27 protein-coding genes and 1 tRNA gene are annotated in these 23,641 nt (G+C 68.7%); 9 read left to right on the plus strand and 19 right to left on the minus strand.

The window, feature by feature from the left end; all coding sequences use genetic code 11:
- Nucleotides 1-15: 15 nt before the first annotated feature.
- Nucleotides 16-1,323, minus strand: coding sequence for a DUF445 domain-containing protein (locus ACWC1K_RS30410; protein WP_450836105.1), 1,308 nt, complete (start codon nucleotides 1,321-1,323; stop codon nucleotides 16-18).
- Nucleotides 1,324-1,542: 219 nt separating this feature from the next.
- On the opposite strand from ACWC1K_RS30410, the gene ACWC1K_RS30415 reads away from it, so the two are divergent.
- Nucleotides 1,543-2,877, plus strand: a complete 1,335-nt coding sequence (locus tag ACWC1K_RS30415; RefSeq protein WP_450836107.1) for an SGNH/GDSL hydrolase family protein — start codon at nucleotides 1,543-1,545, stop codon at nucleotides 2,875-2,877.
- A gap of 118 nt (nucleotides 2,878-2,995) precedes the next feature.
- On the opposite strand, the gene ACWC1K_RS30420 is transcribed toward ACWC1K_RS30415, so the two are convergent.
- Genes ACWC1K_RS30420 through ACWC1K_RS30435 form a run of 4 tightly spaced genes read right to left on the minus strand, consistent with a single transcriptional unit; the run spans nucleotide 2,996 to nucleotide 6,474 of the window.
- On the minus strand, nucleotides 2,996-3,832 hold the full coding sequence (locus tag ACWC1K_RS30420; RefSeq protein WP_450836109.1) for a DUF1707 SHOCT-like domain-containing protein: 837 nt from the start codon (nucleotides 3,830-3,832) through the stop codon (nucleotides 2,996-2,998).
- 33 nt (nucleotides 3,833-3,865) lie between these two features.
- Nucleotides 3,866-4,849 (minus strand): ABC transporter ATP-binding protein, encoded by a 984-nt coding sequence (locus tag ACWC1K_RS30425; RefSeq protein ID WP_450836241.1) that lies wholly within the window; start codon nucleotides 4,847-4,849, stop codon nucleotides 3,866-3,868.
- Nucleotides 4,850-4,859: 10 nt separating this feature from the next.
- A complete protein-coding gene (locus tag ACWC1K_RS30430) occupies nucleotides 4,860-5,624 on the minus strand; it encodes an ABC transporter permease (RefSeq protein WP_450836243.1) in 765 nt (254 codons plus the stop codon).
- A 49-nt stretch (nucleotides 5,625-5,673) separates the two neighbouring features.
- A complete protein-coding gene (locus ACWC1K_RS30435; protein WP_450836111.1) occupies nucleotides 5,674-6,474 on the minus strand; it encodes an ABC transporter permease in 801 nt (266 codons plus the stop codon).
- Nucleotides 6,475-6,677: 203 nt separating this feature from the next.
- Between ACWC1K_RS30435 and ACWC1K_RS30440 the strand changes: the two genes are divergently transcribed.
- Entirely contained in the window at nucleotides 6,678-9,086 is a 2,409-nt protein-coding gene (locus ACWC1K_RS30440; RefSeq protein WP_450836113.1) for a transglycosylase domain-containing protein, read from the plus strand.
- Nucleotides 9,087-9,185: 99 nt separating this feature from the next.
- Here ACWC1K_RS30440 and ACWC1K_RS30445 read toward each other — a convergent pair whose 3' ends face one another.
- On the minus strand, nucleotides 9,186-9,542 hold the full coding sequence (locus tag ACWC1K_RS30445; RefSeq protein ID WP_030943670.1) for a GroES family chaperonin: 357 nt from the start codon (nucleotides 9,540-9,542) through the stop codon (nucleotides 9,186-9,188).
- A gap of 54 nt (nucleotides 9,543-9,596) precedes the next feature.
- Nucleotides 9,597-9,926: a DUF3618 domain-containing protein gene (locus ACWC1K_RS30450; protein ID WP_450698251.1), complete on the minus strand. Its 330-nt coding sequence runs from the start codon at nucleotides 9,924-9,926 to the stop codon at nucleotides 9,597-9,599.
- Nucleotides 9,927-10,034: 108 nt separating this feature from the next.
- On the opposite strand from ACWC1K_RS30450, the gene bcp reads away from it, so the two are divergent.
- The 4 genes from bcp (at nucleotide 10,035) to ACWC1K_RS30470 (ending at nucleotide 12,057) form a co-directional block, all read left to right on the plus strand.
- On the plus strand, nucleotides 10,035-10,502 hold the full coding sequence (gene bcp, locus ACWC1K_RS30455) for a thioredoxin-dependent thiol peroxidase (RefSeq protein WP_115907926.1): 468 nt from the start codon (nucleotides 10,035-10,037) through the stop codon (nucleotides 10,500-10,502).
- A gap of 138 nt (nucleotides 10,503-10,640) precedes the next feature.
- Nucleotides 10,641-11,303: an HNH endonuclease signature motif containing protein gene (locus tag ACWC1K_RS30460; RefSeq protein ID WP_450836115.1), complete on the plus strand. Its 663-nt coding sequence runs from the start codon at nucleotides 10,641-10,643 to the stop codon at nucleotides 11,301-11,303.
- Nucleotides 11,300-11,974: an HNH endonuclease signature motif containing protein gene (locus ACWC1K_RS30465; RefSeq protein WP_450836117.1), complete on the plus strand. Its 675-nt coding sequence runs from the start codon at nucleotides 11,300-11,302 to the stop codon at nucleotides 11,972-11,974. The genes ACWC1K_RS30460 and ACWC1K_RS30465 overlap by 4 nt, the downstream gene beginning before the upstream one ends.
- Nucleotides 11,974-12,057: transfer RNA gene (locus ACWC1K_RS30470), tRNA-Leu, on the plus strand. The genes ACWC1K_RS30465 and ACWC1K_RS30470 overlap by 1 nt, the downstream gene beginning before the upstream one ends.
- A gap of 53 nt (nucleotides 12,058-12,110) precedes the next feature.
- On the opposite strand, the gene rdgB is transcribed toward ACWC1K_RS30470, so the two are convergent.
- From rdgB to ACWC1K_RS30490, 4 genes are all read right to left on the minus strand, one after another.
- Nucleotides 12,111-12,716: an RdgB/HAM1 family non-canonical purine NTP pyrophosphatase gene (gene rdgB / locus ACWC1K_RS30475; protein WP_450836118.1), complete on the minus strand. Its 606-nt coding sequence runs from the start codon at nucleotides 12,714-12,716 to the stop codon at nucleotides 12,111-12,113.
- A 35-nt stretch (nucleotides 12,717-12,751) separates the two neighbouring features.
- A complete protein-coding gene (locus tag ACWC1K_RS30480) occupies nucleotides 12,752-13,150 on the minus strand; it encodes a hypothetical protein (RefSeq protein ID WP_450836120.1) in 399 nt (132 codons plus the stop codon).
- A gap of 141 nt (nucleotides 13,151-13,291) precedes the next feature.
- Nucleotides 13,292-14,029 (minus strand): ribonuclease PH, encoded by a 738-nt coding sequence (gene rph / locus ACWC1K_RS30485; RefSeq protein WP_351476001.1) that lies wholly within the window; start codon nucleotides 14,027-14,029, stop codon nucleotides 13,292-13,294.
- 105 nt (nucleotides 14,030-14,134) lie between these two features.
- Nucleotides 14,135-14,368 carry a glucose PTS transporter subunit EIIB gene (locus ACWC1K_RS30490; RefSeq protein WP_450836122.1) on the minus strand — a complete coding sequence of 78 codons (234 nt, stop codon included), beginning with the start codon at nucleotides 14,366-14,368 and terminating at the stop codon, nucleotides 14,135-14,137.
- Between the two features lie 127 nt (nucleotides 14,369-14,495).
- On the opposite strand from ACWC1K_RS30490, the gene ACWC1K_RS30495 reads away from it, so the two are divergent.
- Together ACWC1K_RS30495 and ACWC1K_RS30500 are read left to right on the plus strand one after the other, a co-directional pair.
- Nucleotides 14,496-15,785, plus strand: coding sequence for a PTS transporter subunit EIIC (locus ACWC1K_RS30495; RefSeq protein ID WP_450836124.1), 1,290 nt, complete (start codon nucleotides 14,496-14,498; stop codon nucleotides 15,783-15,785).
- Nucleotides 15,786-16,008: 223 nt separating this feature from the next.
- Nucleotides 16,009-17,316, plus strand: coding sequence for a PTS transporter subunit EIIC (locus ACWC1K_RS30500; protein WP_450836126.1), 1,308 nt, complete (start codon nucleotides 16,009-16,011; stop codon nucleotides 17,314-17,316).
- Between the two features lie 71 nt (nucleotides 17,317-17,387).
- Here the strand turns inward: ACWC1K_RS30500 and ACWC1K_RS30505 are convergent, their stop codons facing one another.
- Entirely contained in the window at nucleotides 17,388-18,140 is a 753-nt protein-coding gene (locus ACWC1K_RS30505) for an MBL fold metallo-hydrolase (protein WP_450836128.1), read from the minus strand.
- 234 nt (nucleotides 18,141-18,374) lie between these two features.
- Between ACWC1K_RS30505 and ACWC1K_RS30510 the strand changes: the two genes are divergently transcribed.
- Nucleotides 18,375-18,827 (plus strand): type II toxin-antitoxin system PemK/MazF family toxin, encoded by a 453-nt coding sequence (locus ACWC1K_RS30510; protein ID WP_266955760.1) that lies wholly within the window; start codon nucleotides 18,375-18,377, stop codon nucleotides 18,825-18,827.
- Nucleotides 18,828-18,852: 25 nt separating this feature from the next.
- On the opposite strand, the gene ACWC1K_RS30515 is transcribed toward ACWC1K_RS30510, so the two are convergent.
- From ACWC1K_RS30515 to clpS, 7 genes are all read right to left on the minus strand, one after another.
- Complete coding sequence (locus ACWC1K_RS30515; RefSeq protein WP_351476009.1) at nucleotides 18,853-19,803, minus strand: PLP-dependent cysteine synthase family protein; 951 nt, start codon at nucleotides 19,801-19,803, stop codon at nucleotides 18,853-18,855.
- Between the two features lie 5 nt (nucleotides 19,804-19,808).
- Nucleotides 19,809-20,087: a MoaD/ThiS family protein gene (locus ACWC1K_RS30520; RefSeq protein ID WP_115907918.1), complete on the minus strand. Its 279-nt coding sequence runs from the start codon at nucleotides 20,085-20,087 to the stop codon at nucleotides 19,809-19,811.
- A gap of 105 nt (nucleotides 20,088-20,192) precedes the next feature.
- Nucleotides 20,193-20,294 (minus strand): putative leader peptide, encoded by a 102-nt coding sequence (locus tag ACWC1K_RS30525; protein WP_450750175.1) that lies wholly within the window; start codon nucleotides 20,292-20,294, stop codon nucleotides 20,193-20,195.
- Nucleotides 20,295-20,373: 79 nt separating this feature from the next.
- A complete protein-coding gene (locus ACWC1K_RS30530; RefSeq protein WP_450836130.1) occupies nucleotides 20,374-20,796 on the minus strand; it encodes a Mov34/MPN/PAD-1 family protein in 423 nt (140 codons plus the stop codon).
- Between the two features lie 103 nt (nucleotides 20,797-20,899).
- Nucleotides 20,900-22,333, minus strand: a complete 1,434-nt coding sequence (locus ACWC1K_RS30535; protein ID WP_351476019.1) for an amino acid permease — start codon at nucleotides 22,331-22,333, stop codon at nucleotides 20,900-20,902.
- A 343-nt stretch (nucleotides 22,334-22,676) separates the two neighbouring features.
- The gene (locus ACWC1K_RS30540) at nucleotides 22,677-23,279 is read right to left on the minus strand and encodes a DUF2017 domain-containing protein (protein ID WP_450836133.1); all 603 of its coding nucleotides are present in this window, start codon (nucleotides 23,277-23,279) and stop codon (nucleotides 22,677-22,679) included.
- A gap of 12 nt (nucleotides 23,280-23,291) precedes the next feature.
- Complete coding sequence (clpS, locus tag ACWC1K_RS30545) at nucleotides 23,292-23,609, minus strand: ATP-dependent Clp protease adapter ClpS (protein WP_450836135.1); 318 nt, start codon at nucleotides 23,607-23,609, stop codon at nucleotides 23,292-23,294.
- Nucleotides 23,610-23,641: the final 32 nt, after the last annotated feature.

A 23,641-nucleotide genomic window follows, 5' to 3' on the forward strand; every position in this document is an offset into this window, starting at 1 on the left:
GCCCAGAGGCCTGCCCTACGCCCCCAGCGCCCGCGACACCGTATAGATCAACAACCCGGCCAGCGAGCCGACCACCGTGCCGTTGATCCGGATGAACTGCAGGTCGCGGCCGATATGAGCCTCGATCTTGCGGGTGGTGTGCTCGGCGTCCCAGCCGGCCACGGTGTCGGTGATCAGGGAGGTGATCTCCTTGCGGTAGGTGGTGACCACGTAGACCGCCGCGCCCTCCACCCAGCCGTCGACCTTCGCCTGCAGCTTGGGTTCCACGGCCATCCGCGCTCCCAGCGACAGCAGCGAGGCCCGCACGCGCAGCCGCAGCTCACTGCGCTCGTCCTCCGCCGCCGACACGATCATCGACCGTACGGCGGTCCAGGCGGACGCGATCAGGTCCTGCACCTCGCCGCGGCCCAGCACCTCGCCCTTGAGGCGTTCCACACGCGTGCGGGTGTCCGTGTCGGACTGAAGGTCGGACGCGAAGTCGGCGAGGAAGCGGTCGAGGGCGCCGCGGGCCGGGTGGGTGGGCATGTCCCGCATCTCGGTGACGAAGCGCAGGAGTTCCTTGTAGACCCGCTCGCCGACCCTCTTGTCGACGAAACGGGGCGTCCAGCCGGGGGCGCCGCCCTGGACGGCCTCCATGATCTCGGTGTCGTGCCAGACCAGCCAGTCGTGCGCGCGCGTGACGATCAGGTCGACGACCCGTTTGTGGCCGCCGTCCGCGACGATCTTCTCCAGCATCTTTCCGATGCCGGGTGCGATCTCCTGGGCGTCCGCGCGCCGCGTGATCGCCTCGCCGACCACCGCCTGGACGTCCGAGTCGCGCAGCACGGTCAACGCTCCCCTGAGCGCGGCCGACAGCTCGGCCGTCACCCGGTCCGCGTGCTCGGGGTCGGCGAGCCAGGCGCCGAGCCGGCTGCCGATGCCGACGGCGCGCAGCCGCTGTCGTACGACGTCCTCGGAGAGGAAGTTCTCGCCGACGAACTCGCCCAGGGAGACCCCCAGCTGGTCCTTCTTGGTCGGGATGATCGCCGTGTGCGGGATCGGCAGGCCCAGCGGGTGCCGGAAGAGGGCGGTGACCGCGAACCAGTCGGCGAGCGCACCCACCATGCCCGCCTCGGAGGCGGCGGCGACATAGCCCGCCCAGGGGCCCGCCCCGGAGTTCTCCGCCCACGTGGCGAGGGCGTACACCAGCGCCACGAAGAGCAGCAGTCCGACCGCCGTGAGCTTCATACGGCGCACCCCGCGCTGCTTCTCCTCGTCGGCGGCGCTGAACGTCGTCATCGTGCGGGCGGTGACGCCCTTCTCCACCGGATTCGTGCGCTCCATACACTCCACCCGTTCGTGATCCCCTGCACACATTGTCCCTTCCTGACCGACTACTGGAACGGAACGAGAGTTCCCTGCGTCTGTCAGGAGGGGGAGGCTCTTCGTGAACTCCGGTGGCCCAAAGGGGGGTCCTGTTCGGCCACCCCTCACCCCATGCCGCATCATGGGGTGATCACTTCGGAGCCTCGGGCTCCACTTGCCCGAGGAGAACCGCACCGCATGACCAAGCGTCACGGTTATGCCCTGCTTGCCGCGCTCATCGCCGTGATCGTGGGCCTTTCCACCGCCATATACGTCGGGGTCGCAGCCGACGACGGCAGCACCGGCACGACCGCCCTCGGCAGGGGAAGCGCCCCGCACAACCCCGCCGCTCCCGCCTCCACGGGCATCTGGGTCGGCTCCTGGTCGGCCTCCCCGGCCGCCGCCGAGCCCGGCACCGAGACGTTCGGCATGGCGGGCCGCTCGGTGCGCAACGTCGTGCACACGAGCGTGGGCGGTACGAGTGCCCGTATCACCCTCTCCAATCTCTACGGCCAGACGGCGCTGACCATCACGCACGCCTCGATCGCCGTGGCCGTCGCCTCCGACACCGCGGCGGCCTCCGCGGACACCATGCGGCGGCTGACCTTCGGCGGCAGCACCACGGTCGTCGTCCCGGCCGGACAGCAGGTCCTCAGCGACGCCGTCCGCATCGTGATCCCGGAGGGCGGTGACGTACTGGTCACCACGTACTCCCCGACCCCCTCCGGCCCGGTCACCTACCATCCGCACGCACGCCAGGTCTCCTACGTCGCCGAGGGCGACCTCACCGAGGACGTGACCGGCACCGGCTACACCGAGCAGACGCCGTTCTGGCGCTACCTCACCGCGCTGGACGTGCTGAGCAACGACTCGGACGGCACCGTCGTCGCGTTCGGCGACTCCCTCACCGACGGCATAACGTCCACGCAGAACGCCAACCACCGCTGGACGGACGTCCTTTCGGAGCGGCTGCGCACGGCGATCCGCTCCGGCGAGGACCTGCCCCGCTACAGCGTCGTCAACGAGGGCATCAGCGGCAACCAGGTCCTCGCGAGCGGTCTGGGCCGCCCCGCCGACAACCAGAGCGGCCTCAGCCGCTTCTCCCGTGACGCCCTCGCCCGTACGAACGTCAAGGTCCTCGTCATCGACCTCGGCGTCAACGACATCCTGCGCAACCCCCGCCTCGCCGACCCGGACAAGGTCCTCGACGGCCTGCGCACCCTGGTCCGCGAGGCGCACTCCCACGGCATCAAGGTCATCGGCGCCACCCTGATGCCCTTCCAGGGCCACCGGGGCTACACCGCGGCCCGCGAGGCGGTCCGGCAGGAGATCAACGCCGAAATCCGCTCGGGCCGCATCTACGACGCGGTGGTCGACTTCGACAAGGCCCTACGGGACCCGTACAACCCCCGCCACCTCCGCTCCGACTACGACTCGGGCGACCACCTCCACCCCACGGACAAGGGCTTCGCCAGGATGGCCGAGGCCTTCGACCTCGATGAACTGAGGGGCTCGGCACCGGCGGAGCTTTAGCCGACCGCCGTAGCCTGCGGGCAATCGTGCCGCCTGGGGCGGCTCCCGACCCAAAGAGAGGCGGCACCCGGCAAGCGCCGGTGAGCGATCCCGCCGTCACCCCAGCCGCACCGCCGGGTCAGTACTCACCGCCCCGCCGCCGATCCCGCCGCTCCCGCTGCCGCTCCCGCCGCTCCTCATGCCGCTCACGGCGCTCCTCATGCAGGTCCCGCCGCCACTCCCGATGCTCCTCCAGCATCCGACGATGATCGGCGAACCCCTCATCCAGCGAGTGCGAGCGCCCACGCTCCAGCTTCCCCTGCCGCCGCTCCTCCTTGAGCCGCCGCCGCTCCTCCCGAGTCGGCTTCCGCTCGATCCCGACCCCACCCCAGAAGGCAAACCCGTTCACGATCACCCGCGGCGCCCCGGGCGCCCCCGGCACGCCCTCCTCGCTGTGGTCGAACCCACCCATGATCCCGATGCCACGCACCACGACCTCGACACCGGGCGGCACGATGATGTTCATCCCGCCCATGATGGCAACGCAGTTGATCTCGACCTCGCGGTCCGCGAAGTTCGCCTCGCGCAGATCGATCTCCCCGCCGCCCCAGAAGGCGAAGCAGTTGAACACCTTCGGCACGGTCCAGCGCCCCTTGCGCTGAAACCCCGACATCACGGCGACCGCCCACGAGGAGGACCCCTCGCCGCCGACGACCCGCCCGGCCCAACTCCCGCTCGGCACAGGCTCCTTGACCAGCGACACGGGAGGCGGCGGGGTGACCCCTGCGGCCGGCAGATCACGGGTGATCGGCGTGAGTTCGCCGTACGTCCGCGCCTTGTAGGTGGCTTCCAGCCGCTCCTCGAACTCCTCCATGTCGAGACGCCCCTCCGCGAGGGCGTCCCGCAGGACCTCGGCGACTCGTTCACGATCGGCGTCGGATGCGCGGAGCTCCGGGACTGCGGCGTCGTCGGTCATACAAATCAGCCTACGAGTTCGCCCGCCCCGCGGCTACGAGACCGCTTTCTCGGCCTGTCCCGGGGCCGAGCCGGCATACATCTTGGCGATCACGTCCTCGATGTCCGGCTCCCGCACCGAGAGATCCGCCAGCGGATACTCCGCCGCGATCCGTGCCACCAGCGCCGCCGCGGACTCCCCCGCCGGGAACGCCAGCCACTGCCGCGGCCCCTCCACCTTGACCACCCGGGCGGGCGCCGCCTCGATCGGCGCCGTCTCCCGCTCCAGGTCCACCACCAGGGTGCGTTCGCTCTCCCCCACCTCGTGCAGCCCGGCGAGCGCTCCGTCGTACATGAGCCGTCCGTGGTCGATGACCATCACCCGGGAGCACAGCTGCTCGATGTCCTGGAGGTCGTGCGTCGTCAGCAGCACGGTGGTGCCCCGCTCGGCGTTCAACTCCCGCAGGAACCCCCGCACCTTGGCCTTGGAGATGACGTCAAGGCCGATCGTCGGCTCGTCCAGGTACAGCACCTCGGGGTCGTGCAGCAGCGCCGCCGCGATGTCCCCGCGCATCCGCTGCCCGAGCGACAGCTGCCGTACCGGGACGTCCAACAGGTCGGCCAGTTCCAGGAGTTCGACACAGCGGTCGAGGTTCTCGCGGTAGCGGGCGTCCGGGATCCGGTACATGCGGTGCATCAGCTTGTACGAGTCGATCAGCGGCAGGTCCCACCACAGCGTCGTACGCTGCCCGAACACCACCCCGATACGGTGCGCGAGGCGCGTCCGCTCGCGGGACGGGTCGATGCCGGCGACCCGCAGCCGGCCGCCGGACGGGGTGAGGATCCCCGTCAGCATCTTGATCGTCGTCGACTTCCCGGCGCCGTTCGGCCCGATGTAGCCGACCATCTCACCGCGCGCCACGGTGAAGGAGATGCCGTCGACGGCCCGCACCTGCCGCCGCTCACGCCTGAGGAACCCGGTCTTCCTGCGTACGTCGAAGACCTTCTCCAGGCCGTCCAGTTCAATGAAGGCGTCCATCGTCACCCCGCTAACTCCCCGTACTCCGATAGGACCTGAGCCCCGCCCGCCACGCCAGACCGGACAGCGCAAGGCACGCCACCGCCACCAGGGGCGGCGCGAAGGCCACCCACTGCGGCAGCCCGAGCGGCATCGGCCGCCCCAGCACATAGGCCGCGGGCAGCCAGGTGACGAAGGCCAGCGGCAGCAGGAACGTCACCCCGCGCACCAGCTCCCGGCCGAACACCGTCGGCGGATACTGCAGCAACGTCGCGCCGCCGTACGTGAACGCGTTCTGCACCTCGGACGCGTCCTGCGCCACGAACTGGAAGGCCGCGCCCGCCACGAACACCGCGCAGAAGATCCCCGCGCCGCTCAGCACCATCACCGGCATCAACAGCACCCGCAGCGGCGTCCAGTCGATGTCGACGGCGGCCAGCGCATACCCGAGCACCAGCGCACCCTGCATGATCCGCCCCAGCCTGCGCAGCGCGAACCGGTCGGCCGCGACCTGCGCCAGCACCGGCGCCGGACGCACCAGCAGCGTGTCCAGCGTCCCGTCGCGCACCCGCTGCCCCAGCCGTTCCATCGAGCCGATCGCCAGGTCCGCGAACCCGAAGGCGACGCTCGACAGGCCGTACAGGAAGGCGACTTCGGGCAGCGGCCAGCCGCCCAGCACCTTCACCCGCGAGAACATCAGCAGGATCCCCACGAAGTCCAGGGCGGTCACCGCGAAGTTGGCGAACGTGGTCATCGCGAAGGACGCCCGGTACGCCATCGTGGACCGGACCCACATCCCGCCGATCAGGCGGTACGCCCGCAGCCCCTCCACCACCCGGCTCACCTCAGCCACCCTGAACGACCACCCTCCGCGTCGCCACCGACTGCAGCAGCTGCCCCGCCCCCAGCAGCACCACCGCCCACGCCCCCTGGAAGGCGAACGTCCCCCACGGATCGGCCTCGCCGAGCAGCACGTCCGCCGGCTTCTGCAGCAGCGCCGACCACGGCAACTCCCGTACGACATCGCCGAGCGCGCCCGGGAACACATTGAGCGGCAGCATCATCCCCGAGCAGAAGAACCCCGCGAGCATGGTCATGTGCGTCACGCCGGTGCCGTCCATCAGCCAGAACGTCAACAGCGCGACCAGGTACCGGATACCGAATCCGACCACCATGGCCAGCACCAGGGTGACCAGGAACGCGCCCCAGGCCGCCACATCCCCCGGCAGCGCCACCGGAAAGACCAGCGCACCGAACGCGAACGGGATCACGCCCCGTCCGAGCAGTTGGAACAGCGCGCGCCCCACGTCGGCCGCCAGCCACCACAGTTGGAGATCGGCGGGCCGGTACAGGTCGATCGCGACGTCACCCGTCCGGATCCGTTCGATCAACTCGCCCTCGACGCCGCCGCCCCCGATCGCCAGCGCCGCGAAGATCGCCTGGCCCAGCCACACATAGGTCACGGCCTGCGCCTGGTCGTACCCTCCGAGGTGCGGCTTCTCGTCCCACAGCGCCAGATACGTGTAGACGAGGATCACTCCGAAGACGGTATTGGTGAACACGCCGGCCGCAGTGGCCGCCCGATACGTCGCGTAACGTCTGAAACCGCCCGCTACGACGGCCGCGTACAACCGTCCCGAGCCCACGTCAGTCAACCTCCCGGACCGCCCGACACCGAAGCGCAGGAGCCTAGTCCGCCGGTAGTGACGTACGCCACGCATTTTCCCGAGGGGACGCGTGCCGTGATCCGGGAACGGAACGCATGGTGCGAGAGTCTTCAAGAGGGGGCGCAGATGGCGTACGAGGGCGTACGGGAACGTACGACGCGAAACAGGAGTCCGTGCACGAGATGAGCGACCAGCCGCAGCCGCAGCAGCCGAACCAGGGCTGGGCACAGAGAGAGCCGCAAGGCGCTGCCGAGCCGGGCGCTCCCCTGCCGGGCGGCGGGAAGCCGAAGCGGCCCAGGCGCACCGGCTGGCGCCGGCTCATCCCGACCTGGCGGATGGTGCTCGGCACCATCGTCATCGGGACACTGCTGCTGATCGGCCTGTTCTTCCTGGGCTACTCACTGGTCAAGATCCCGCCGGCCAACGCCCTCGCCACCAAGCAGGCCAACGTCTACCTCTACGCGGACGGCTCCCAGATCGCCCGCGACGGTGACATCAACCGGGAGAACGTGACGCTCGCCCAGGTCTCCAAGGACGCCCAGCACGCCGTCCTGGCCGCCGAGGACCGCGACTTCTACTCCGAGTCCGCCATCGACCCCAAGGCGATGCTGCGCGCGGCCTGGAACACCGCCACCGGCAAGGGCAAGCAGTCCGGCTCGACGATCACCCAGCAGTACGTGAAGAACTACTACCTCGCGCAGGAGCAGACGCTCACCCGCAAGGCCAGGGAGTTCTTCATCTCGATCAAGCTGGACCGGGAGCAGCCCAAGGACAAGATCCTCGAGGGCTACCTCAACACCAGCTACTTCGGCCGCAACGCCTACGGCATCCAGGCCGCCGCCCAGGCCTACTACGGCCAGAACGCCACCCGCCTCGACCCGGCCCACGCCGCCTACCTCGCCGCGCTCGTCAACGCCCCCAGCGAGTACGACGTGATCGCGCACCCCGAGAACAAGACGGCCGCCGTGGCCCGCTGGAACTACGTCCTGGACGGCATGGTCAAGAAGGGCTGGCTGAGCGAGGCCGAGCGGTCCGGCCTGAAGTTCCCGATGCCGAAGGAACAGACCGCCTCCACCGGTATGTCCGGGCAGCGCGGCTACATCGTCACCGCGATCAGGGACTACCTCACCAAGAACAAGATCGTCACCGCGGACGACCTCGAGGCCGGCGGCTACCGCATCACCACCACCTTGCAGAAGAGCAAGCAGAACGCCTTCGTGAAGGCCGTCGACGACAAGGTGATGTCCAAGCTGAACAAGAAGCACAACAAGGTCGACAACTACGTCCGCGCGGGCGGCGCCTCCGTCGACCCGAAGACCGGCAAGGTCGTCGCGATGTACGGCGGCATCGACTACGTCAAGCAGTACACCAACGGCGCGACCCGCGGCGACTTCCAGGTCGGCTCCACCTTCAAGCCCTTCGTCTTCACCTCGGCCGTCCAGAACCACTCCACCACGCAGGACGGCGAGACCATCACGCCGAACACCTACTACGACGGCACCAACAAACGTCCCGTGCAGGGCTGGTCCGGCGGCAGCTACTCCCCCGCGAACGAGGACGACCGCTCGTACGGCGACATCACCGTGCGCACCGCCACCGACAAGTCCGTCAACTCGGTGTACGCGCAGATGGCCGTGGACGTGGGCCCCGACAAGGTGAAGGACACGGCGGTCGCCCTCGGCATCCCGTCCCACACCCCCGACCTGACCGGAACCCCCTCCATCGCACTCGGCGTGAACACGGCCAGCGTCCTCGACATGGCGGAGGCCTACGCGACACTCGCCAACCACGGCGAGCACAGCGCGTACACGATGATCGACTCGATCACCAAGGACGGCAAGGACGTCGTGAACCTGCCGAAGGACACCACCACGAAGGCCGTCAGCCGCGAGGCCGCCGACACCACCACGTCCATCCTGCAGAGCGTCGTCGAGAACGGCACCGCCACCGCCGCCCAGGGCGCGGACCGCCCCGCCGCCGGCAAGACGGGCACCGCGGAGGAGGACACCGCCGCCTGGTTCGCCGGCTACACACCCGACCTCGCCACCGTCGTCTCCGTGATGGGCCAGGACCCGGTCACAGCCGCCCACAAGTCGCTCTACGGCGCGATGGGCCTGCCGCGCGTCAACGGCGGCGGCCCGCCCGCCGAGATCTGGGCGCAGTACACGAAGGACGCCCTGAAGGGGAAGCCGGCGACGGACTTCGACCTCCAGCTCCAGCCGGGCGCCGAGGAGACGGAGCCGCCCGCCACCACCGAGCCCTCGCAGCAGCCGGGCACGGGCGGCACCACCGGCCCCACGCCCACCACGAACGGCCAGAACAACCAGGGCCAGACCCAGGGCCAGAACAACGGCGGCGCCACCAACGGCGGGACGAACACCACGGGCAACACCACGAACGGCGGCACGACCGGCGGCAACACGAACGGCGGAAACACGGACGGCGGAAACACCACGACGGGCGGGACGACCGGCGACACGACCGACGGCGGGACGACGGCCGGCACGGACACCGGCGGCACCAGCGACGGCGGCACCACGGCCGGCACGGACGTGGGCACGTCGGCGGGCACGGGCGGCCCGCCGACCTGAAGCGACGAAGAGGGCTGGTGACGATGGTCACCAGCCCTCTTCGCCGCCGTCCAGCAGGTACGGCGTCCTACCAGTACGGGGCCCTACAGGTACGGGGCCCTACAGGTACAAGCCCGTGGTGTCCTCGGAGCCCTCGAAGCGGTCCGCGGCCACGGCATGCAGGTCACGCTCACGCATGAGCACGTAGGCGACGCCCCGGACCTCCACCTCGGCCCGGTCCTCCGGGTCGTACAGGACCCGGTCACCCGGCTCCACGGTCCGTACGTTCTGGCCCACCGCTACGACCTCGGCCCAGGCCAGCCGACGCCCGACCGCCGCCGTGGCGGGGATCAGGATGCCCCCGCCCGACCGCCGCTCGCCCTCGCCGCTCTCCTGCTTGACCAGAACCCGGTCGTGCAGCATCCGGATGGGCAGCTTGTCGTGCTGGGTGCTGTGCTCGTTTCTCTTGGCGCTCACGCCTTGAACCTACCTGCCTTTGCCCAGTCCGTACGCCGCCGGGTCGGCGCTCGCTCAGCCCCTGCGCCGCCGGGTCCCGAGCGCGAGCAGGCCCACCAGTCCCACGGCGACGACCGCGACCGGCACGATCCGCTCCAGCCGGGGCGCGCCCTCCTCGTCCACGAACTGCGCCTTCACATCGCTCACGACCTTGTTGACCCCGACGTAGGCCCGGCCCAGGGTCTGATCGATGTTCGACACGACCTTGGCCTTGGCATCGCCGACGATCGTCTTCGGATGCACCCGCACCCCGATCTCGTCGAGCGTCTCGGCCAGCACGTCGCGGCGGCGCCTGATGTCCGCCTCGATCTGCGCCGGGGTTCTGGTGTCCGACGTGTCCGCCACCGTGGGGCCTCCGAAGTCGCCTGATGCCTGCCTGCTGCTACTTGTTCTGGACAGTCTGTCAGTTCCGCCCGCCCCTGCACCGTCAGGACCCCCGGTTACGCTGGTTCGATGAGCGAGCGACTCCAGCCGGGGGACGTGGCCCCCGACTTCACCCTCCCCGACGCCGACGGCAACGACGTGTCCCTCTCGGCCCACAAGGGCCGCAAGGTCATCGTCTACTTCTACCCGGCGGCCCTGACGCCCGGCTGCACCAAGCAGGCCTGCGACTTCACCGACAACCTGGAACTGCTGGCAGGCGCCGGCTACGACGTCATCGGCATCTCCCCGGACAAGCCGGAGAAGCTGGCGAAGTTCCGCGAGAAGGAGTCCCTGAAGATCACGCTGGCGGCCGACCCGGAGAAGACGGTCACCGAGGCCTACGGCGCGTACGGCGAGAAGAAGAACTACGGCAAGACGTACATGGGCGTCATCCGCTCCACGGTGATCGTGGACGAGGAGGGCAAGGTCGAGCGGGCGCTGTACAACGTCCGGGCGACGGGGCATGTGGCAAAGATCATCAAGGATCTGGGGATCTGAGGGTCCGTCTCTGCTGCTTCAGCGGCCCGCACCGGGATGCCCTGGTGCGGGCCGCTTTACATTTCGGGCGTGACTGTCGGATGAGCTGTTCGTTACTCCGTACGGGCTGCGAACGTGCGGCCGGAACGGAGGGGGCTCATGGGGGCCAGTGCGTACACCAGGGAGCGGCTGGAAGAGGCGGCTCGAGGGGCGCGGACGTTGTCGGAGGCGTTGGTGTCGTTGGGGGTGGATCCGAAGAGCTGGAAGCGGCGATACGTCCGTGAGCGGATGAAGAAGCTCGGGGTGGACGTTTCGCACTTCGAGCGCGAGGGGGCCAAGTGGACGAGGGAGATCCTTGAGCCTGTGGTAGCGGCGTCGACGAGCGTGAACGAGGTCCTACGGCGGCTCGGGCTCGACGTGGTCGGCGGGCACCACACGCACATTTCCCGGCGCATCAAGGCCTACGGCCTGGACACCTCTCACTTCACGGCGGTGGTTCGCACGGAGCGGCAGCGATACAACCAGCGCCGCCGGACCGCAGAAGAGATCCTCATCGAGGAGACGTCCACACACGCAAGGCGCATCCCCAGCAGTCGGCTCAAGAGAGCGATGGGCGAAGTCGGCATGGAGGAGCGTTGCGCAATCTGCGGAATCGAGCCGGTCTGGCTCGGGGAGCCGCTTCCCCTCGAAGTCGACCACATCGACGGCAACTGGCGGAACAATCGGCTCGATAACCTGCGACTGCTCTGCCCGAACTGCCACTCCACAACGGACAGTTACCGGGGGCGCAGCAAAGGCCGCGCCAGGGACTGCGCCTCATGACCAGTAGCGTGCAGTACACCCGCGAGCGACTGGCCGAGGCCGCCGAAACGTGCGCCGACATCGACGAGGTCATCGCCTCGTTCGGCACCCGACCATACGAGAACCTCCGCCGGTACCTCGCAAGCCGATTCGCTCACTACGGCATCGACATCTCGCACTTCCGCCCCTGCGGCAGGCTCCCTCCCCCCACGGAGAGCGCCCTGCGAGTGGCAGTCGCCGAGTCGACTTCCATGGCGGAAGTGCTGCGTCGCTTGGACCGTCCGGACAACGGCGCACAGCGCACCCAACTACGTAAGTGGATCGCCGAGTACCAGATCAAGACCTCACACTTCCTGGGGCAGGCCCATCAACGGGGCAAACCGCCCGCGAACAGCAAGGCCCCGGAGGAGGTTCTGGTACAGCACAACGGCACCCACCGGACAGAGACCAAACGCTTACGCCGCGCGCTTCTCGCAGTGGGTGTCGCCGAGGTGTGCGCCCGCTGCGGGAACGGCCCCGAGTGGCTCGGGAAGCCCATGACGCTGGAGGTGGATCACACCAACGGGGACTGGCGCGACAACCGGCGCGAGAACCTCCGGTTGCTGTGTCCCAACTGCCACGCGATCACCAGCACCTGGTGCAGGGGAGGCAACAGGCCGCGAGCGACTGCCGGTACGATGGCAGACGGCTAGCGGCGGTGGCGCAACGGCGACGCAGCAGGTTTAGGTCCTGTGGCCCCTGACCGGGCTTGAGGGTTCGAATCCCTTCCGCCGCACCGAACGGCCTGCGAATCGAAGGATTGATACGCAGGCCGTTTCCGTATAAGCCTCAGCCCAACAACTCCCGCACCACCGGCACAAGTGCCCGAAACGCCTTCCCCCGATGACTGATCGCGTTCTTCTCCTCCGCGGTCAGCTCCGCGCACGTCCGCGACTCCCCCTCCGGCTGCAGGATCGGGTCGTACCCGAAGCCGTTCATGCCCACCGGAGCGTGCCGCAGCACCCCCCGCAGCTGCCCCTCGACCACGCGCTCCCGGCCGTCCGGCAGTGCCAGTGCCGCCGCGCAGGCGAAGTGCGCGCCCCGGTGTTCGTCCGCGATGTCCGACAGCTGGGCCAGCAGCAGCTCCAGGTTGGCCCGGTCGTCGCCGTGCTTGCCCGCCCAGCGGGCGGAGAAGATGCCCGGCGCGCCGTGGAGCACGTCCACGCACAGACCCGAGTCGTCGGCCACGGCCGGCAGGCCCGTCGCCTGTGCCAGGGCGTGGGCCTTGAGCAGGGCGTTCTCGGCGAACGTCACGCCTGTTTCCTTGACGTCGGGGACATCCGGATACTCCTCCGCCCCGACCAGTTCATGGGCGAGTCCTGCTTCGGCGAGGATCGCCCTGAGCTCGGTGATCTTTCCGGCGTTGCGGGTGGCGAGGATCAAGCGCGTCGTCATGGGGCAACAGTACGGCGCGGCCCGTAGGGGGGTCCTTATGAGGTGCAGACCTTCGTGAGTTCGCCCGCCGCGTCCGTGACGGGGCTGACGTCCGGGGTCTTGTCGCCGTTCTTGATCGCCGTACGGACGTTGCCCACGGCCTTGTTCAGGTCGTCGACGGCCTTGTTGACGTCGGCGTTGTCGGTCTTGTCGCCGATCTTGTCGAGGTTCTTGTCGATGGAGGCGAGTGACTCGTCGAGCTGGGTCGGGTCGTTCGAGGCGTTTTCCACGGCCTGCTGGAGGTCGGTGACGCTGTCGGCGATGGTGTCGGCGGTCTGGACGCAGTCCAGGGCCTTGTCGACGGCGTCGCAGCCGGTGGTGAGGCCCGCGGTCAGCCCTATGGCTGCCAGTGCTGCGATGGTGACGGTGATGCGGCGGCCTCGGCTCGCGGCCATGACTGTGGTCCCTCCGTGTCCAGGCCCGTGGGCCCCCCGTACTGGTCGGGCGCACGGTGGTGTGCCGTGCGCCCGCATTCGTAGGGACGCTGGGAGGGGCGTCCGGGTTGCCTCGGGCCGCCGTTCCGCTTGGCGCGTCCTTTACTTTTCGAGGACGGTATCAAGCGCCTTGCGCTGGAGGACAGCGAGTTCCGAGCAGCCGGAAACCGCCAGGTCCAGAAGGGAGTTGAGCTCCTCGCGGGCGAAGGGCTCGGCCTCCGCGGTGCCCTGGACCTCGACGAAGCGGCCGTCGCCGGTGCAGACGACGTTCATGTCGGTGTCGGCCCGTACGTCCTCCTCATAGCAGAGGTCGAGGAGGGGGACGCCGCCGACGATGCCGACCGAGACCGCCGAGACGGTGCCGGTGAGCGGCTGGCGGCCGGCCTTGATCAGCTTCTTGCCCTGGGCCCAGGCGACGGCGTCGGCGAGGGCCACGTAGGCGCCGGTGATCGCGGCCGTGCGGGTGCCGCCGTCGGCCTGGAGGACGTCGCAGTCGAGGACGATGGTGTTCTCGCCGAGCGCCTTGTAGTCGATGACCGCGCGCAGTGAGCGGCCGATGAGGCGGCTGATCTCGTGGGTGCGGCCGCCGATCTTGCCGCGTACGGATTCGCGGTCGCCGCGGGTGTTGGTGGCGCGGGGGAGCATGGAGTACTCGGCGGTGACCCAGCCCTCGCCGCTGCCCTTGCGCCAGCGGGGGACGCCTTCGGTGACGGAGGCGGTGCAGAAGACCTTGGTGTCGCCGAAGGCGATGAGGACGGAGCCCTCGGCGTGCTTGCTCCAGCCGCGTTCGATGGTGATCGGGCGGAGTTGTTCGGGGGTGCGGCCGTCGATTCGAGACATGGCGCTGAGCCTAGCCGTACAGGCGGAAAGGGCCCCTCCCGCGGTGGGAAGGGGCCCCAACGAGTGAGTGCGGGCCGGGGTGGCCGTGGCTCATCTCACGTCGGTTCACATCATGTCTTCGATTTCCGCGGCGATGGGGTCGGCGTCGGTGCCGATGACGACCTGGATCGCGGTGCCCATCTTGACGACGCCGTGGGCGCCTGCGGCCTTCAGGGCGGTGTCGTCGACCAGCGAGGCGTCGCTGACCTCGGTGCGCAGCCGAGTGATGCAGCCCTCGATCTCCTCGATGTTGTCGATGCCGCCGAGCCCGGCAACGATCTTCTCTGCCTTGCTGGCCATGTCAGTCTCCTCACGCACGGTTGGCTCAACTTCTCGAGCGATTGCGTCGTGCGTACCGAAGGATGACGTCACAGCAGCCATATCGCCCGTGACTGGTCTACACCACCTGACAGGCGGTCGCCAACCCATGAGTGAGACTACGGAGATCTCCATTGCCCGGCGGCGGTGGAACACATTGTTCCAGGGTTTGCAGAAGATGGGCCGCAGTCTCCAGCTCCCGATCGCGGTGCTGCCGGCCGCGGGCATCCTCAACCGGCTCGGTCAGCCGGATGTCTTCGGGGACGACGGGCTGGGGTGGACGAACGTCTCGAAGGTGATGGGCGGTGCGGGCGGCGCCCTGCTCGACGGTTCTCTCGGGCTTCCCCTTCTCTTCTGCGTCGGTGTCGCGATCGGCATGGCGAAGAAGGCGGACGGTTCGACGGCGCTCGCGGCGGTCGCGGGCTTTCTCGTCTACTACAACGTGCTGCGCCAGTTCCCGAAGGACTGCCCGGGCGGGTCGAAGGCGGTCGCCGGGGTCGGCTGCCAGGTGTCCGACGGCACGGTGACGGCGTTCACGTACCAGAATCCGGGTGTCTTCGGCGGCATCGTGATGGGTCTGCTGGCCGCGTTCTTCTGGGCGCGCTATCACCGTACGAAGCTGGTGGACTGGCTCGGTTTCTTCAACGGGCGGCGGCTGGTGCCGATCATCATGGCGTTCGTTGCGATCGCGTTCGCCGCGCTGTGCCTGTGGATCTGGCCGCCCATCGGTGACGGCCTGGAGAGCTTCAGCGACTGGCTCGACGGACTCGACGCCTGGGGTGCGGGCATCTTCGGCGTCGCGAACCGGGCGCTGCTGGTGGTGGGGCTGCACCAGTTCCTGAACGTGCCCATCTGGTTCCAGTTCGGCAGCTTCACCAAGCCCGACGGCACGGTCGTGCACGGTGACATCAACATGTTCCTGGCGGGCGATCCGAATGCGGGGCAGTTCACCTCCGGGTTCTTCCCGATCATGATGTTCGCGCTGCCGGCGGCGGCCCTCGCGATCACGCACTGCGCGAAGCCGGCCCGCCGGAAGGAGATCGGCGGGCTGATGCTGTCCGTCGCGCTGACGTCGTTCGTCACGGGCATCACCGAGCCGATCGAGTACTCGTTCCTGTTCGTCGCGCCGTTGCTGTACGCGATCCACGCGCTGCTGACGGGGGTGTCGATGGCGGTGACGTGGGGGCTCGGGGTGCACGACGGCTTCAGCTTCTCGGCCGGGTTGATCGACTACGTCATCAACTGGAATCTGGCCACGAGACCGTGGGCGATCGTCCCGATCGGGCTGTGCTTCGCCGCGGTCTACTACGTGATCTTCCGTTTCGCGATCACGAGGTTCGACCTGAAGACTCCGGGGCGGGAGCCGGAGGAGGAGCACGAGGACGTCACGCAGCCCTGACCAGGGCCTTGTGTCACAAGTGAGTTGGGCCCCCGGACCGCCGGTTCGGGGGCCGTTCCCATGCGCGCGGAAGGCCTGCGGAGGGACTGGGGAAGATCACTCGCGGTGAACGGTGCGTAGCGTTCCGGTTGCAGATTTCGCGGGTTCCTTTATGCGGACTTCATCTGCTACAACAGGTCTACACCACTGAGTGGTGTAGACCACCACCCGATGGAGGAAGTCTATGACCACCGCCACCGCGCCAACGGCGGCCCCCACGAAGAAGTGGGGATCCGGCCTGCTCAAGGGCCTGCAGAAGATCGGCCGCAGTCTCCAGCTCCCGATCGCCGTGCTTCCGGCGGCGGGCCTGCTGATGCGACTCGGCCAGCCCGACGTCCAGGCGAAGCTGCATCTGCCCACCGATGTCGCCAAGGTGTTCGCCGGGGCCGGCGGCGTGCTGTTCGACGGCTCGTTCGGACTGCCGCTGCTGTTCTGCATAGGCGTGGCCATCGGCTTCGCGAAGAAGGCCGACGGTTCCACGGCACTCGCCGCAGTGGTCAGCTTCCTGACCTACTACGCGGTGATCCACCAGTTCCCGATCAAGGACGGGCACGAGGGCGCCACCTATACGTCCGTCGCCCCCTTCGGCGGCTTCTGGCAGAAGGGCCACGGGGTCGCGGAGGCCGCGACCTTCCAGAACCCGGGCGTGCTCGGCGGCATCATCATCGGCCTGCTGACCGCCGTGCTGTGGCAGCGCTACCACCGCAAGAAGCTCGTGGACTGGCTCGGCTTCTTCAACGGCCGCCGGCTGGTGCCGATCATCACGGCCGTCGTCGGCGCCGCCCTCGGTGTACTGGTCGTCCTGGGCTGGCAGCCCATCGGTGACGTCATCACGAACTTCGGCGAGTGGATGACCGGGCTCGGTTCCTTCGGTGCGGCGCTCTTCGGTCTGATCAACCGCGCGCTGATCCCGATCGGCATGCACCAGTTCGTGAACTCGGTGGCCTGGTTCCAGATCGGCGACTACACCAACTCCGCCGGCACCGTCTTCCACGGCGACCTGCCCCGCTTCTTCGCGGGCGACCCGCACGCAGGCATGTTCATGACCGGATTCTTCCCGATCATGATGTTCGGCCTGCCCGCCGCCGCCCTGGCCATCGCGCACTCGGCCCGCCCCGAGCGCCGCAAGGCCGTGACGGGCATGATGGTGTCGCTCGCCCTGACCTCGTTCGTCACGGGCGTCACCGAGCCGATCGAGTTCTCGTTCATGTTCATCGCTCCGCTGCTGTACGCGATCCACGCGGTGCTCACCGCCGTGTCGATGGCCGTGACGTGGGCGCTGGGCATGCACATGGGCTTCAGCTTCTCGGCCGGTCTGACCGATGTCTTCATCAACTGGGGCATCTCCACCAAGCCCTGGCTGCTGATCCCGGTCGGCCTGGCGTTCGGCGCCATCTACTACGTCGTCTTCCGCTTCGCCATCGTCAGGTTCAACCTCCCCACCCCGGGCCGCGAGCCCGAGGAGGAGCTCGAGGACCTCACCAAGGCGTGAGCCCCGCCCTCACGGCATGAGAAAGGCCCCGGCACCGCAACAGGTGCCGGGGCCTTCCCCTACGTGCGGAGTCAGATCTCGTACGACTGCCTCGGCGCCGCCAACTCCACCGGGCCGTCGAACACCGCGCGGGCGTCGGCCAGGTTGACCTGCGGGTCGGTCCACGGCGGGATGTGCGTGAGGACCAGGCGCCGGGCGCCGGCCCGGGCCGCCGTCTCGCCCGCCTCGCGGCCGTTGAGGTGCAGGTCGGGGATGCTCTCCTTGCCGTGCGTGAAGGCGGCCTCGCACAGGAACAGGTCGGTGTCGCGGGCGAGTTCGTCCAGGACGGAGGTCGTGCCCGTGTCGCCGGAGTAGGTCAGGGACTTCCCGCCGTGCTCGATGCGGATGCCGTACGCCTCCACGGGATGGGCCACGCGTTCCGTGTGCACCGTGAACGGGCCGATCTCGAACGTGGACGGCTTGACCGTGTGGAAGTCGAAGACCTCGCTCATGGAGGAGGCGGTGGGGGTGTCGGCGTAGGCGGTGGTCAGCCGGTGTTCCGTTCCCTCGGGTCCGTAGACGGGAATCGGATCGCAGCGGCCGCCGTCGTGCCGGTAGTAGCGCGCCACGAAGTAGGCGCACATGTCGATGCAGTGGTCGGCGTGCAGATGGCTGAGAAAGATCGCGTCGAGGTCGTAGAGACCGCAGTGGCGCTGCAGCTCGCCAAGGGCACCGTTGCCCATGTCGAGAAGCAGCCGGAAGCCGTCGGCCTCTACGAGGTAGCTCGAGCAGGCCGATTCCGCGGACGGGAACGACCCCGAGCAACCGACGACGGTGAGCTTCATGAAGCAGAAACCTCCGCTGGCGGGAACTTTTCTGGGAAGGGGAACGGGGGTCGTGCGGTCCGTCGAGCGTAAGGCGCAAAACGTCCGGTCGCTCCTCAGGCAGGGGCTGTTGTGGGCGAACTCACCTGTGGTGTCACCGGTTCGGCTGGAAGCGGGGCGGGTGAGGCGTGAGAGGGCGAGCCCGGGTTGCGCAGAGGGCGCGCGGCGCTGATCGTGCGCCGGTAACGTCTTCGTATGGACACGTCATGGTGGCTCGCGCTCGCGGCGGTGATACTGCTCGCGCTGGTCGCCACGCTCGTCGACGGCTGGGGGCGGGGGCGGCGGCCCGCGGGGCGCCGGACACGGCCGCCGGGCCGGCCGGGCGTGCGGGGTGGCGGACGGCCCAAGCCCGCGGAGATCTGGTGGGCGAACGTTCCGTACGAGGACCGGCCGGGCAACAAGGACCGGCCCTGTCTGGTGCTGGTGGTGCACGGGGAGCGGGCGGTGGTCGCGAAGATCACCAGCAAGTACCACGACGAGCGGGCCGGGGTGATCCCGTTGCCCCCGGGGGCCGTGGGCGATGCGCAGGGGCGCGCCAGCTTCCTGGAGACGGATGAGCTGCGTGAGGTTCCGGTGTGGGAGTTCCGGCGGAGGGTGGGTGTGGTGGACCCGGTCCTGTGGGACCAGGTCCGTCACCTGGCGACATGAGCCCTTCGAGCAGGCCCACGAAGGGCTACGCCCAGAGTTGACCCTGCAGGGTCTCGATGGCTTCCTCCGTCGTGGCCGCCGTGTAGACGCCCGTCGACAGGTACTTCCAGCCGCCGTCGGCCACGACGAACACGATGTCCGCGCTCTCGCCGGCCTTGAGGGCCTTGGTGCCGACGCCGATCGCCGCGTGCAGGGCCGCTCCGGTGGAGACGCCCGCGAAGATGCCCTCCTGCTGGAGGAGTTCACGGGTGCGGGTGACGGCGTCCGCCGAGCCGACGGAGAAGCGGGTCGTCAGGACGGAGGCGTCGTACAGCTCCGGCACGAAGCCCTCGTCGAGGTTCCTGAGCCCGTACACCAGGTCGTCGTAGCGCGGTTCCGCCGCGACGATCTTGACGTCCGGCTTGTTCTCGCGCAGGAAGCGGCCGACGCCCATCAGCGTGCCCGTCGTCCCGAGGCCCGCCACGAAGTGGGTGACGGAGGGGAGGTCGGCGAGGATTTCGGGGCCGGTGGTCGCGTAGTGGGCGCCCGCGTTGTCCGGGTTGCCGTACTGGTAGAGCATCACCCAGTCCGGGTGCTCGGCCGAGAGTTCCTTGGCGACCCGGACCGCGGTGTTGGAACCGCCCGCCGCCGGGGAGGAGATGATCTCCGCGCCCCACATGCCGAGCAGGTCGCGGCGCTCCTGCGAGGTGTTCTCGGGCATCACGCACACCATGCGGTAGCCCTTGAGCTTCGCGGCCATGGCGAGCGAGATGCCGGTGTTGCCGCTCGTCGGCTCCAGGATGGTGCAGCCCGGGGTCAGACGGCCGTCCTTCTCCGCCTGTTCGATCATGTGCAGGGCCGGGCGGTCCTTGACCGAGCCGGTGGGGTTGCGGTCCTCCAGCTTGGCCCAGATGCGGACGTCCTCGGACGGCGACAACCGCGGCAGGCGCACCAGAGGGGTGTTGCCCACCGCGGCCAGCGGCGAGTCGTAGCGCATGCGGATCAGGCCATGCCGCCGGCCACGGCCGGCAGGATCGTGACGTTGTCGCCGTCGGCGACCTTGGTGTTGATGCCCTCGAGGAAGCGGACGTCCTCGTCGTTCAGGTAGACGTTGACGAAGCGGCGCAGCTCGCCGTTGTCCACGATGCGGGCCTGGATGCCCGCATGCCGGGTCTCGAGGTCGGCGAAGAGCTCGGCGAGGGTGTCCCCGTTGCCCTCCACCGCCTTCTCGCCGGCGGTGTAGGTGCGAAGGATGGTGGGGATGCGGACCTCGATGGCCATGGCTCAGGGCTCCTGTCGGGAGTAGTCAGTCGGTGGGCGCGCGGCAGCGCAGTGGAGCGTGTGGTGCACAAGGCGCCGCGGCTCACGGCCGTACGGCGGCAGGGGTCAGCGCGTACAGATGGCGCTCTGCAGCCTGCACAGGTCGACGTGCAGCCGCGCCACGAGCAGCATGCCCGGCGTCTTGTTGCTCACGTCGTGGAAAACCATGGGGTCATCGTATCGATTCCCAGCCCCGGTCCCGGAGTGTGATCTCGCATACTGGACGAATTCTGACCGAACCGCGAGATCAGTAGGCCTCTACGACCGTGACCTCCTCCTCCCTGACCTCGCCTTCCACGATCCGGTACGAGCGGAACTGGAACTCGCCGAGGCCGTCGGTGTCCGCGGTGGAGACCAGGACGTAGTGGGCGCCGGGCTCGTTGGCGTAGGAGATGTCGGTGCGGGACGGGTAGGCCTCGGTCGCGGTGTGGGAGTGGTAGATGACCACCGGCTCCTCGTCGCGGTCGTCCATCTCGCGGTAGAGCTTGAGCAGGTCGCCGGAGTCGAACTCGTAGAACGTGGGCGACATGGCCGCGTTCAGCATCGGGATGAACCGCTCGGGGCGGTCCGAACCGGCCGGGCCCGCGACGACGCCGCACGCCTCGTCGGGGTGGTCCTTGCGCGCGTGCGCGACGATCTGGTCGACGAGGGCCTGGGTGATGGTCAGCATGCTCGTCAGGATAAGCAGGGGGACTGCCAGGACAAGCAGATGGGCCGCCCCGTACCGATGGCTGGTACGGGGCGGCCCGGATGCCGAACAGAGGGGAGCAGGGTCAGCCGACCTTCTCCAGCTCCGGCTCGCGCCGCCGGGTGACCTCCGGGTTGCTCGCCTTGAGGATCGCCCAGCCGATGCCGAGGACGACCGCCCAGCCGGCCATCACATAGAGGCAGACGCGGGAGTCGGCGTCGTAGGCGATCAGGCCGGTGACGAAGAGCAGGAACACGATGGCGATGTACGAGCACACCGCGCCGCCCGGCGCCGGGAAGGACGAGGCGGGCAGCCGGCCCGCGACGACCGCGCGGCGGTAGAGGACATGGCTGATCAGGATCATCAGCCAGGTCCAGATGCCGGCCGCGGTGGCCACCGAGGTGACGTAGCCGAACGCCTTCTCCGGGACGATGTAGTTGAGGACCACGCCGATGCCCATGAAGGCGACGGAGACCGTGATGCCGAGGGCGGGCGTCTTGGAGGCCGACAGCTTGGCGAAGGCGCGCGGGGCCTCGCCGTTGTCGGCCAGTGTGCGCAGCATGCGGCCCGTGGAGTACATGCCCGAGTTGCAGGAGGACAGGGCCGCGGTCAGGACGACGAAGTTGACGATGCCGGCGCCGGCCGGGATGCCGATCAGCGCGAACGCCTTCACGAAGGGGCTGACGCCGTCGGCGAACTCGGTCCACTTGACGACGCAGAGGATGACGGTGAGCGCGCCGACGTAGAACAGCGCGATGCGCCAGGGCAGGGTGTTGATCGCCTTGGGGAGGGTCTTCTCCGGGTTCTCGGACTCGCCGGCCGTGACACCGACCAGCTCGACGGCGAGGTAGGCGAACATGACGCCCTGCAGGGTCATCAGGGACGAGCCGACGCCCTTGGGGAAGAAGCCGTCGAACTGCCAGAGGTTGGCGACGGAGGCGGTGTCACCGGCGGCGCTGAAGCCGAAGGTGAGGACGCCGAGCCCGATCACGATCATGCCGATCAGCGCGGTGACCTTGACCATCGAGAACCAGAACTCCAGCTCGCCAAAGAGCTTCACGGAGATCAGGTTGACCCCGAAGAGGATCACCAGGAAGACCAGGGCGGTCGTCCATTGCGGGACGTGCGGGAACCAGTAGTGGACGTAGATCGCGGCGGCCGTCAGCTCGGCCATGCCCGTCACGACCCACATCAGCCAGTAGGTCCAGGCGGTGAAGTAGCCGAAGAACGGGCCGAGGAACTCGCGGGAGTACTCCGCGAAGGAGCCCGAGACCGGGCGGTAGAGGAGCAGCTCGCCGAGTGCCCGCATGATGAAGAAGATGATCACGCCCGCGAGGGCGTACATGAAGATGAGGCTGGGGCCGGCCTTGGCGATGTTCGCCCCGGCGCCCAGGAAGAGGCCGACGCCGATGGCGCCGCCGATCGCGATCATCTGGACCTGACGGCTGCCGAGCCCGCGCTCGTACCCCTCTTCGGCCCCCTCGGGGGCGTTGTCCGTACCGACCTGAGCGGAGGTCATGTGGTGGTGCGCCTTTCTCCATTCCGACCCCGGGCCTCTCGTCGGCCCCGGATCGGGTCTCGATCCCCCCGGATTGATGGAGCTGGGCGGGTTTTGCGGACCCGCCCGTGCCTGGCCGGCGATCCGCCGGCTCGGTGGCGCACCCGGCTGAACATGGGTGGTGTTCGCCGGGCGGTCGTGAAGATTTATCACGGCCGCAATCTTGATCATCCGAGCGAGATGTGGCGCACGCCACAGGGAGAACCGGACAAAGGCCACCCCACGGGCGCATAGAAGGCGACTCTGGTGACCTCATCGTTATCCGGATTTGAGCGTCCTCTGAGCGAACGCCGAACGCCCCGGATCAGGGCATGAGGGTCGAGACGAGCGTCTCCTGGAGGCCGCCGAGCCACAGGTACGCCATCACCATCGGCTTGCGCGGGTCCTCGTCCGGGAGACGGTAGAGGAGGTCGGTGTCGTCCTCGTCGGTGATCTCCAGCCGGGAGCCGATCGCCAGGCGCAGGTCGTTGAGGGTGCCGAGCCACTGCCGGGACTCCTCGACGGACAGCTTGAGGATCGCGCCGCCGTCGCCGGCCGGCGTGAGCGCGTCCAGGGAGCGGATCACGGCGAGGGCGCTCTCGCGCTTGGCGGCGCGCAGGTCGTTCTCCGTGAAACGGCGGAACTCGGCGGAGTACGCCTGCTGTTCCTCGGCCTCCTTGGGCCCGGGGGTGCCCTCCGGGTCGCTGTAGGCGTCCGGGAAGAGCCGCTTGAGCACGGGGTCCTTCGGGGGCTCGCTGGGGCCCTCGGCGAAGAGCTCGGCCAGCGGGTCGTCGGGGGCGTCCTCGCCGGGGCCGGGTCCGACGAGCTCCAGGAGCTGGACGGCCAGCGACCGGATGATGGAGATCTCGACGTCGTCGAGCGCGACGGCCGCGCCGCCGCCGGGGAGCGGTTCGAAGGTTCCTGGCATCAGGTTGAGTCGCTACTTCCGGTCCTGCTGGAGGGTGGCCCACAGTCCGTAGCCGTGCATGGCCTGCACGTCGCGTTCCATCTCCTCGCGAGTGCCGCTGGAGACGACCGCCCGGCCCTTGTGGTGGACATCGAGCATGAGCTTGGTGGCCTTGTCCTTGGTGTAGCCGAAGTACGTCTGGAAGACGTACGTCACATAGCTCATGAGGTTGACCGGGTCGTTGTGGACGATCGTGACCCAGGGGACGTCCGGCTCGGGTACGGCGAAGACCTCTTCCGCGGATTCGGTCCGTTCGATCTCAAGGGGAGCGGGTGACGTCACACTGCCCATGCTGCCACGGGCCCCACAAATCGTCACACTGA

The sequence above is a fragment of the Streptomyces sp. NPDC001492 genome, assembly GCF_053597275.1.

Bases quoted from the DNA above. Each gene is read 5' to 3' on its own strand.
- ACWC1K_RS30530 (WP_450836130.1), bottom strand. From the start codon at position 20,796: ATGCTGACCATCACCCAGGCCCTCGTCGACCAGATCGTCGCGCACGCG.
- ACWC1K_RS30420 (WP_450836109.1), bottom strand. From the start codon at position 3,832: ATGACCGACGACGCCGCAGTCCCGGAGCTCCGCGCATCCGACGCCGAT.
- ACWC1K_RS30520 (WP_115907918.1), bottom strand. From the start codon at position 20,087: ATGGCCATCGAGGTCCGCATCCCCACCATCCTTCGCACCTACACCGCC.
- ACWC1K_RS30460 (WP_450836115.1), top strand. From the start codon at position 10,641: ATGGGGGCCAGTGCGTACACCAGGGAGCGGCTGGAAGAGGCGGCTCGA.
- ACWC1K_RS30430 (WP_450836243.1), bottom strand. From the start codon at position 5,624: ATGTGGGTCCGGTCCACGATGGCGTACCGGGCGTCCTTCGCGATGACC.
- ACWC1K_RS30480 (WP_450836120.1), bottom strand. From the start codon at position 13,150: ATGGCCGCGAGCCGAGGCCGCCGCATCACCGTCACCATCGCAGCACTG.
- ACWC1K_RS30440 (WP_450836113.1), top strand. From the start codon at position 6,678: ATGAGCGACCAGCCGCAGCCGCAGCAGCCGAACCAGGGCTGGGCACAG.
- ACWC1K_RS30410 (WP_450836105.1), bottom strand. From the start codon at position 1,323: ATGGAGCGCACGAATCCGGTGGAGAAGGGCGTCACCGCCCGCACGATG.
- ACWC1K_RS30535 (WP_351476019.1), bottom strand. From the start codon at position 22,333: ATGACCTCCGCTCAGGTCGGTACGGACAACGCCCCCGAGGGGGCCGAA.
- ACWC1K_RS30540 (WP_450836133.1), bottom strand. From the start codon at position 23,279: ATGCCAGGAACCTTCGAACCGCTCCCCGGCGGCGGCGCGGCCGTCGCG.
- rph (WP_351476001.1), bottom strand. From the start codon at position 14,029: ATGTCTCGAATCGACGGCCGCACCCCCGAACAACTCCGCCCGATCACC.
- ACWC1K_RS30425 (WP_450836241.1), bottom strand. From the start codon at position 4,849: ATGGACGCCTTCATTGAACTGGACGGCCTGGAGAAGGTCTTCGACGTA.
- ACWC1K_RS30415 (WP_450836107.1), top strand. From the start codon at position 1,543: ATGACCAAGCGTCACGGTTATGCCCTGCTTGCCGCGCTCATCGCCGTG.
- ACWC1K_RS30465 (WP_450836117.1), top strand. From the start codon at position 11,300: ATGACCAGTAGCGTGCAGTACACCCGCGAGCGACTGGCCGAGGCCGCC.
- ACWC1K_RS30515 (WP_351476009.1), bottom strand. From the start codon at position 19,803: ATGCGCTACGACTCGCCGCTGGCCGCGGTGGGCAACACCCCTCTGGTG.
- clpS (WP_450836135.1), bottom strand. From the start codon at position 23,609: ATGGGCAGTGTGACGTCACCCGCTCCCCTTGAGATCGAACGGACCGAA.
- ACWC1K_RS30505 (WP_450836128.1), bottom strand. From the start codon at position 18,140: ATGAAGCTCACCGTCGTCGGTTGCTCGGGGTCGTTCCCGTCCGCGGAA.
- rdgB (WP_450836118.1), bottom strand. From the start codon at position 12,716: ATGACGACGCGCTTGATCCTCGCCACCCGCAACGCCGGAAAGATCACC.
- ACWC1K_RS30500 (WP_450836126.1), top strand. From the start codon at position 16,009: ATGACCACCGCCACCGCGCCAACGGCGGCCCCCACGAAGAAGTGGGGA.
- ACWC1K_RS30525 (WP_450750175.1), bottom strand. From the start codon at position 20,294: ATGGTTTTCCACGACGTGAGCAACAAGACGCCGGGCATGCTGCTCGTG.
- ACWC1K_RS30495 (WP_450836124.1), top strand. From the start codon at position 14,496: ATGAGTGAGACTACGGAGATCTCCATTGCCCGGCGGCGGTGGAACACA.
- ACWC1K_RS30510 (WP_266955760.1), top strand. From the start codon at position 18,375: ATGGACACGTCATGGTGGCTCGCGCTCGCGGCGGTGATACTGCTCGCG.
- ACWC1K_RS30490 (WP_450836122.1), bottom strand. From the start codon at position 14,368: ATGGCCAGCAAGGCAGAGAAGATCGTTGCCGGGCTCGGCGGCATCGAC.
- bcp (WP_115907926.1), top strand. From the start codon at position 10,035: ATGAGCGAGCGACTCCAGCCGGGGGACGTGGCCCCCGACTTCACCCTC.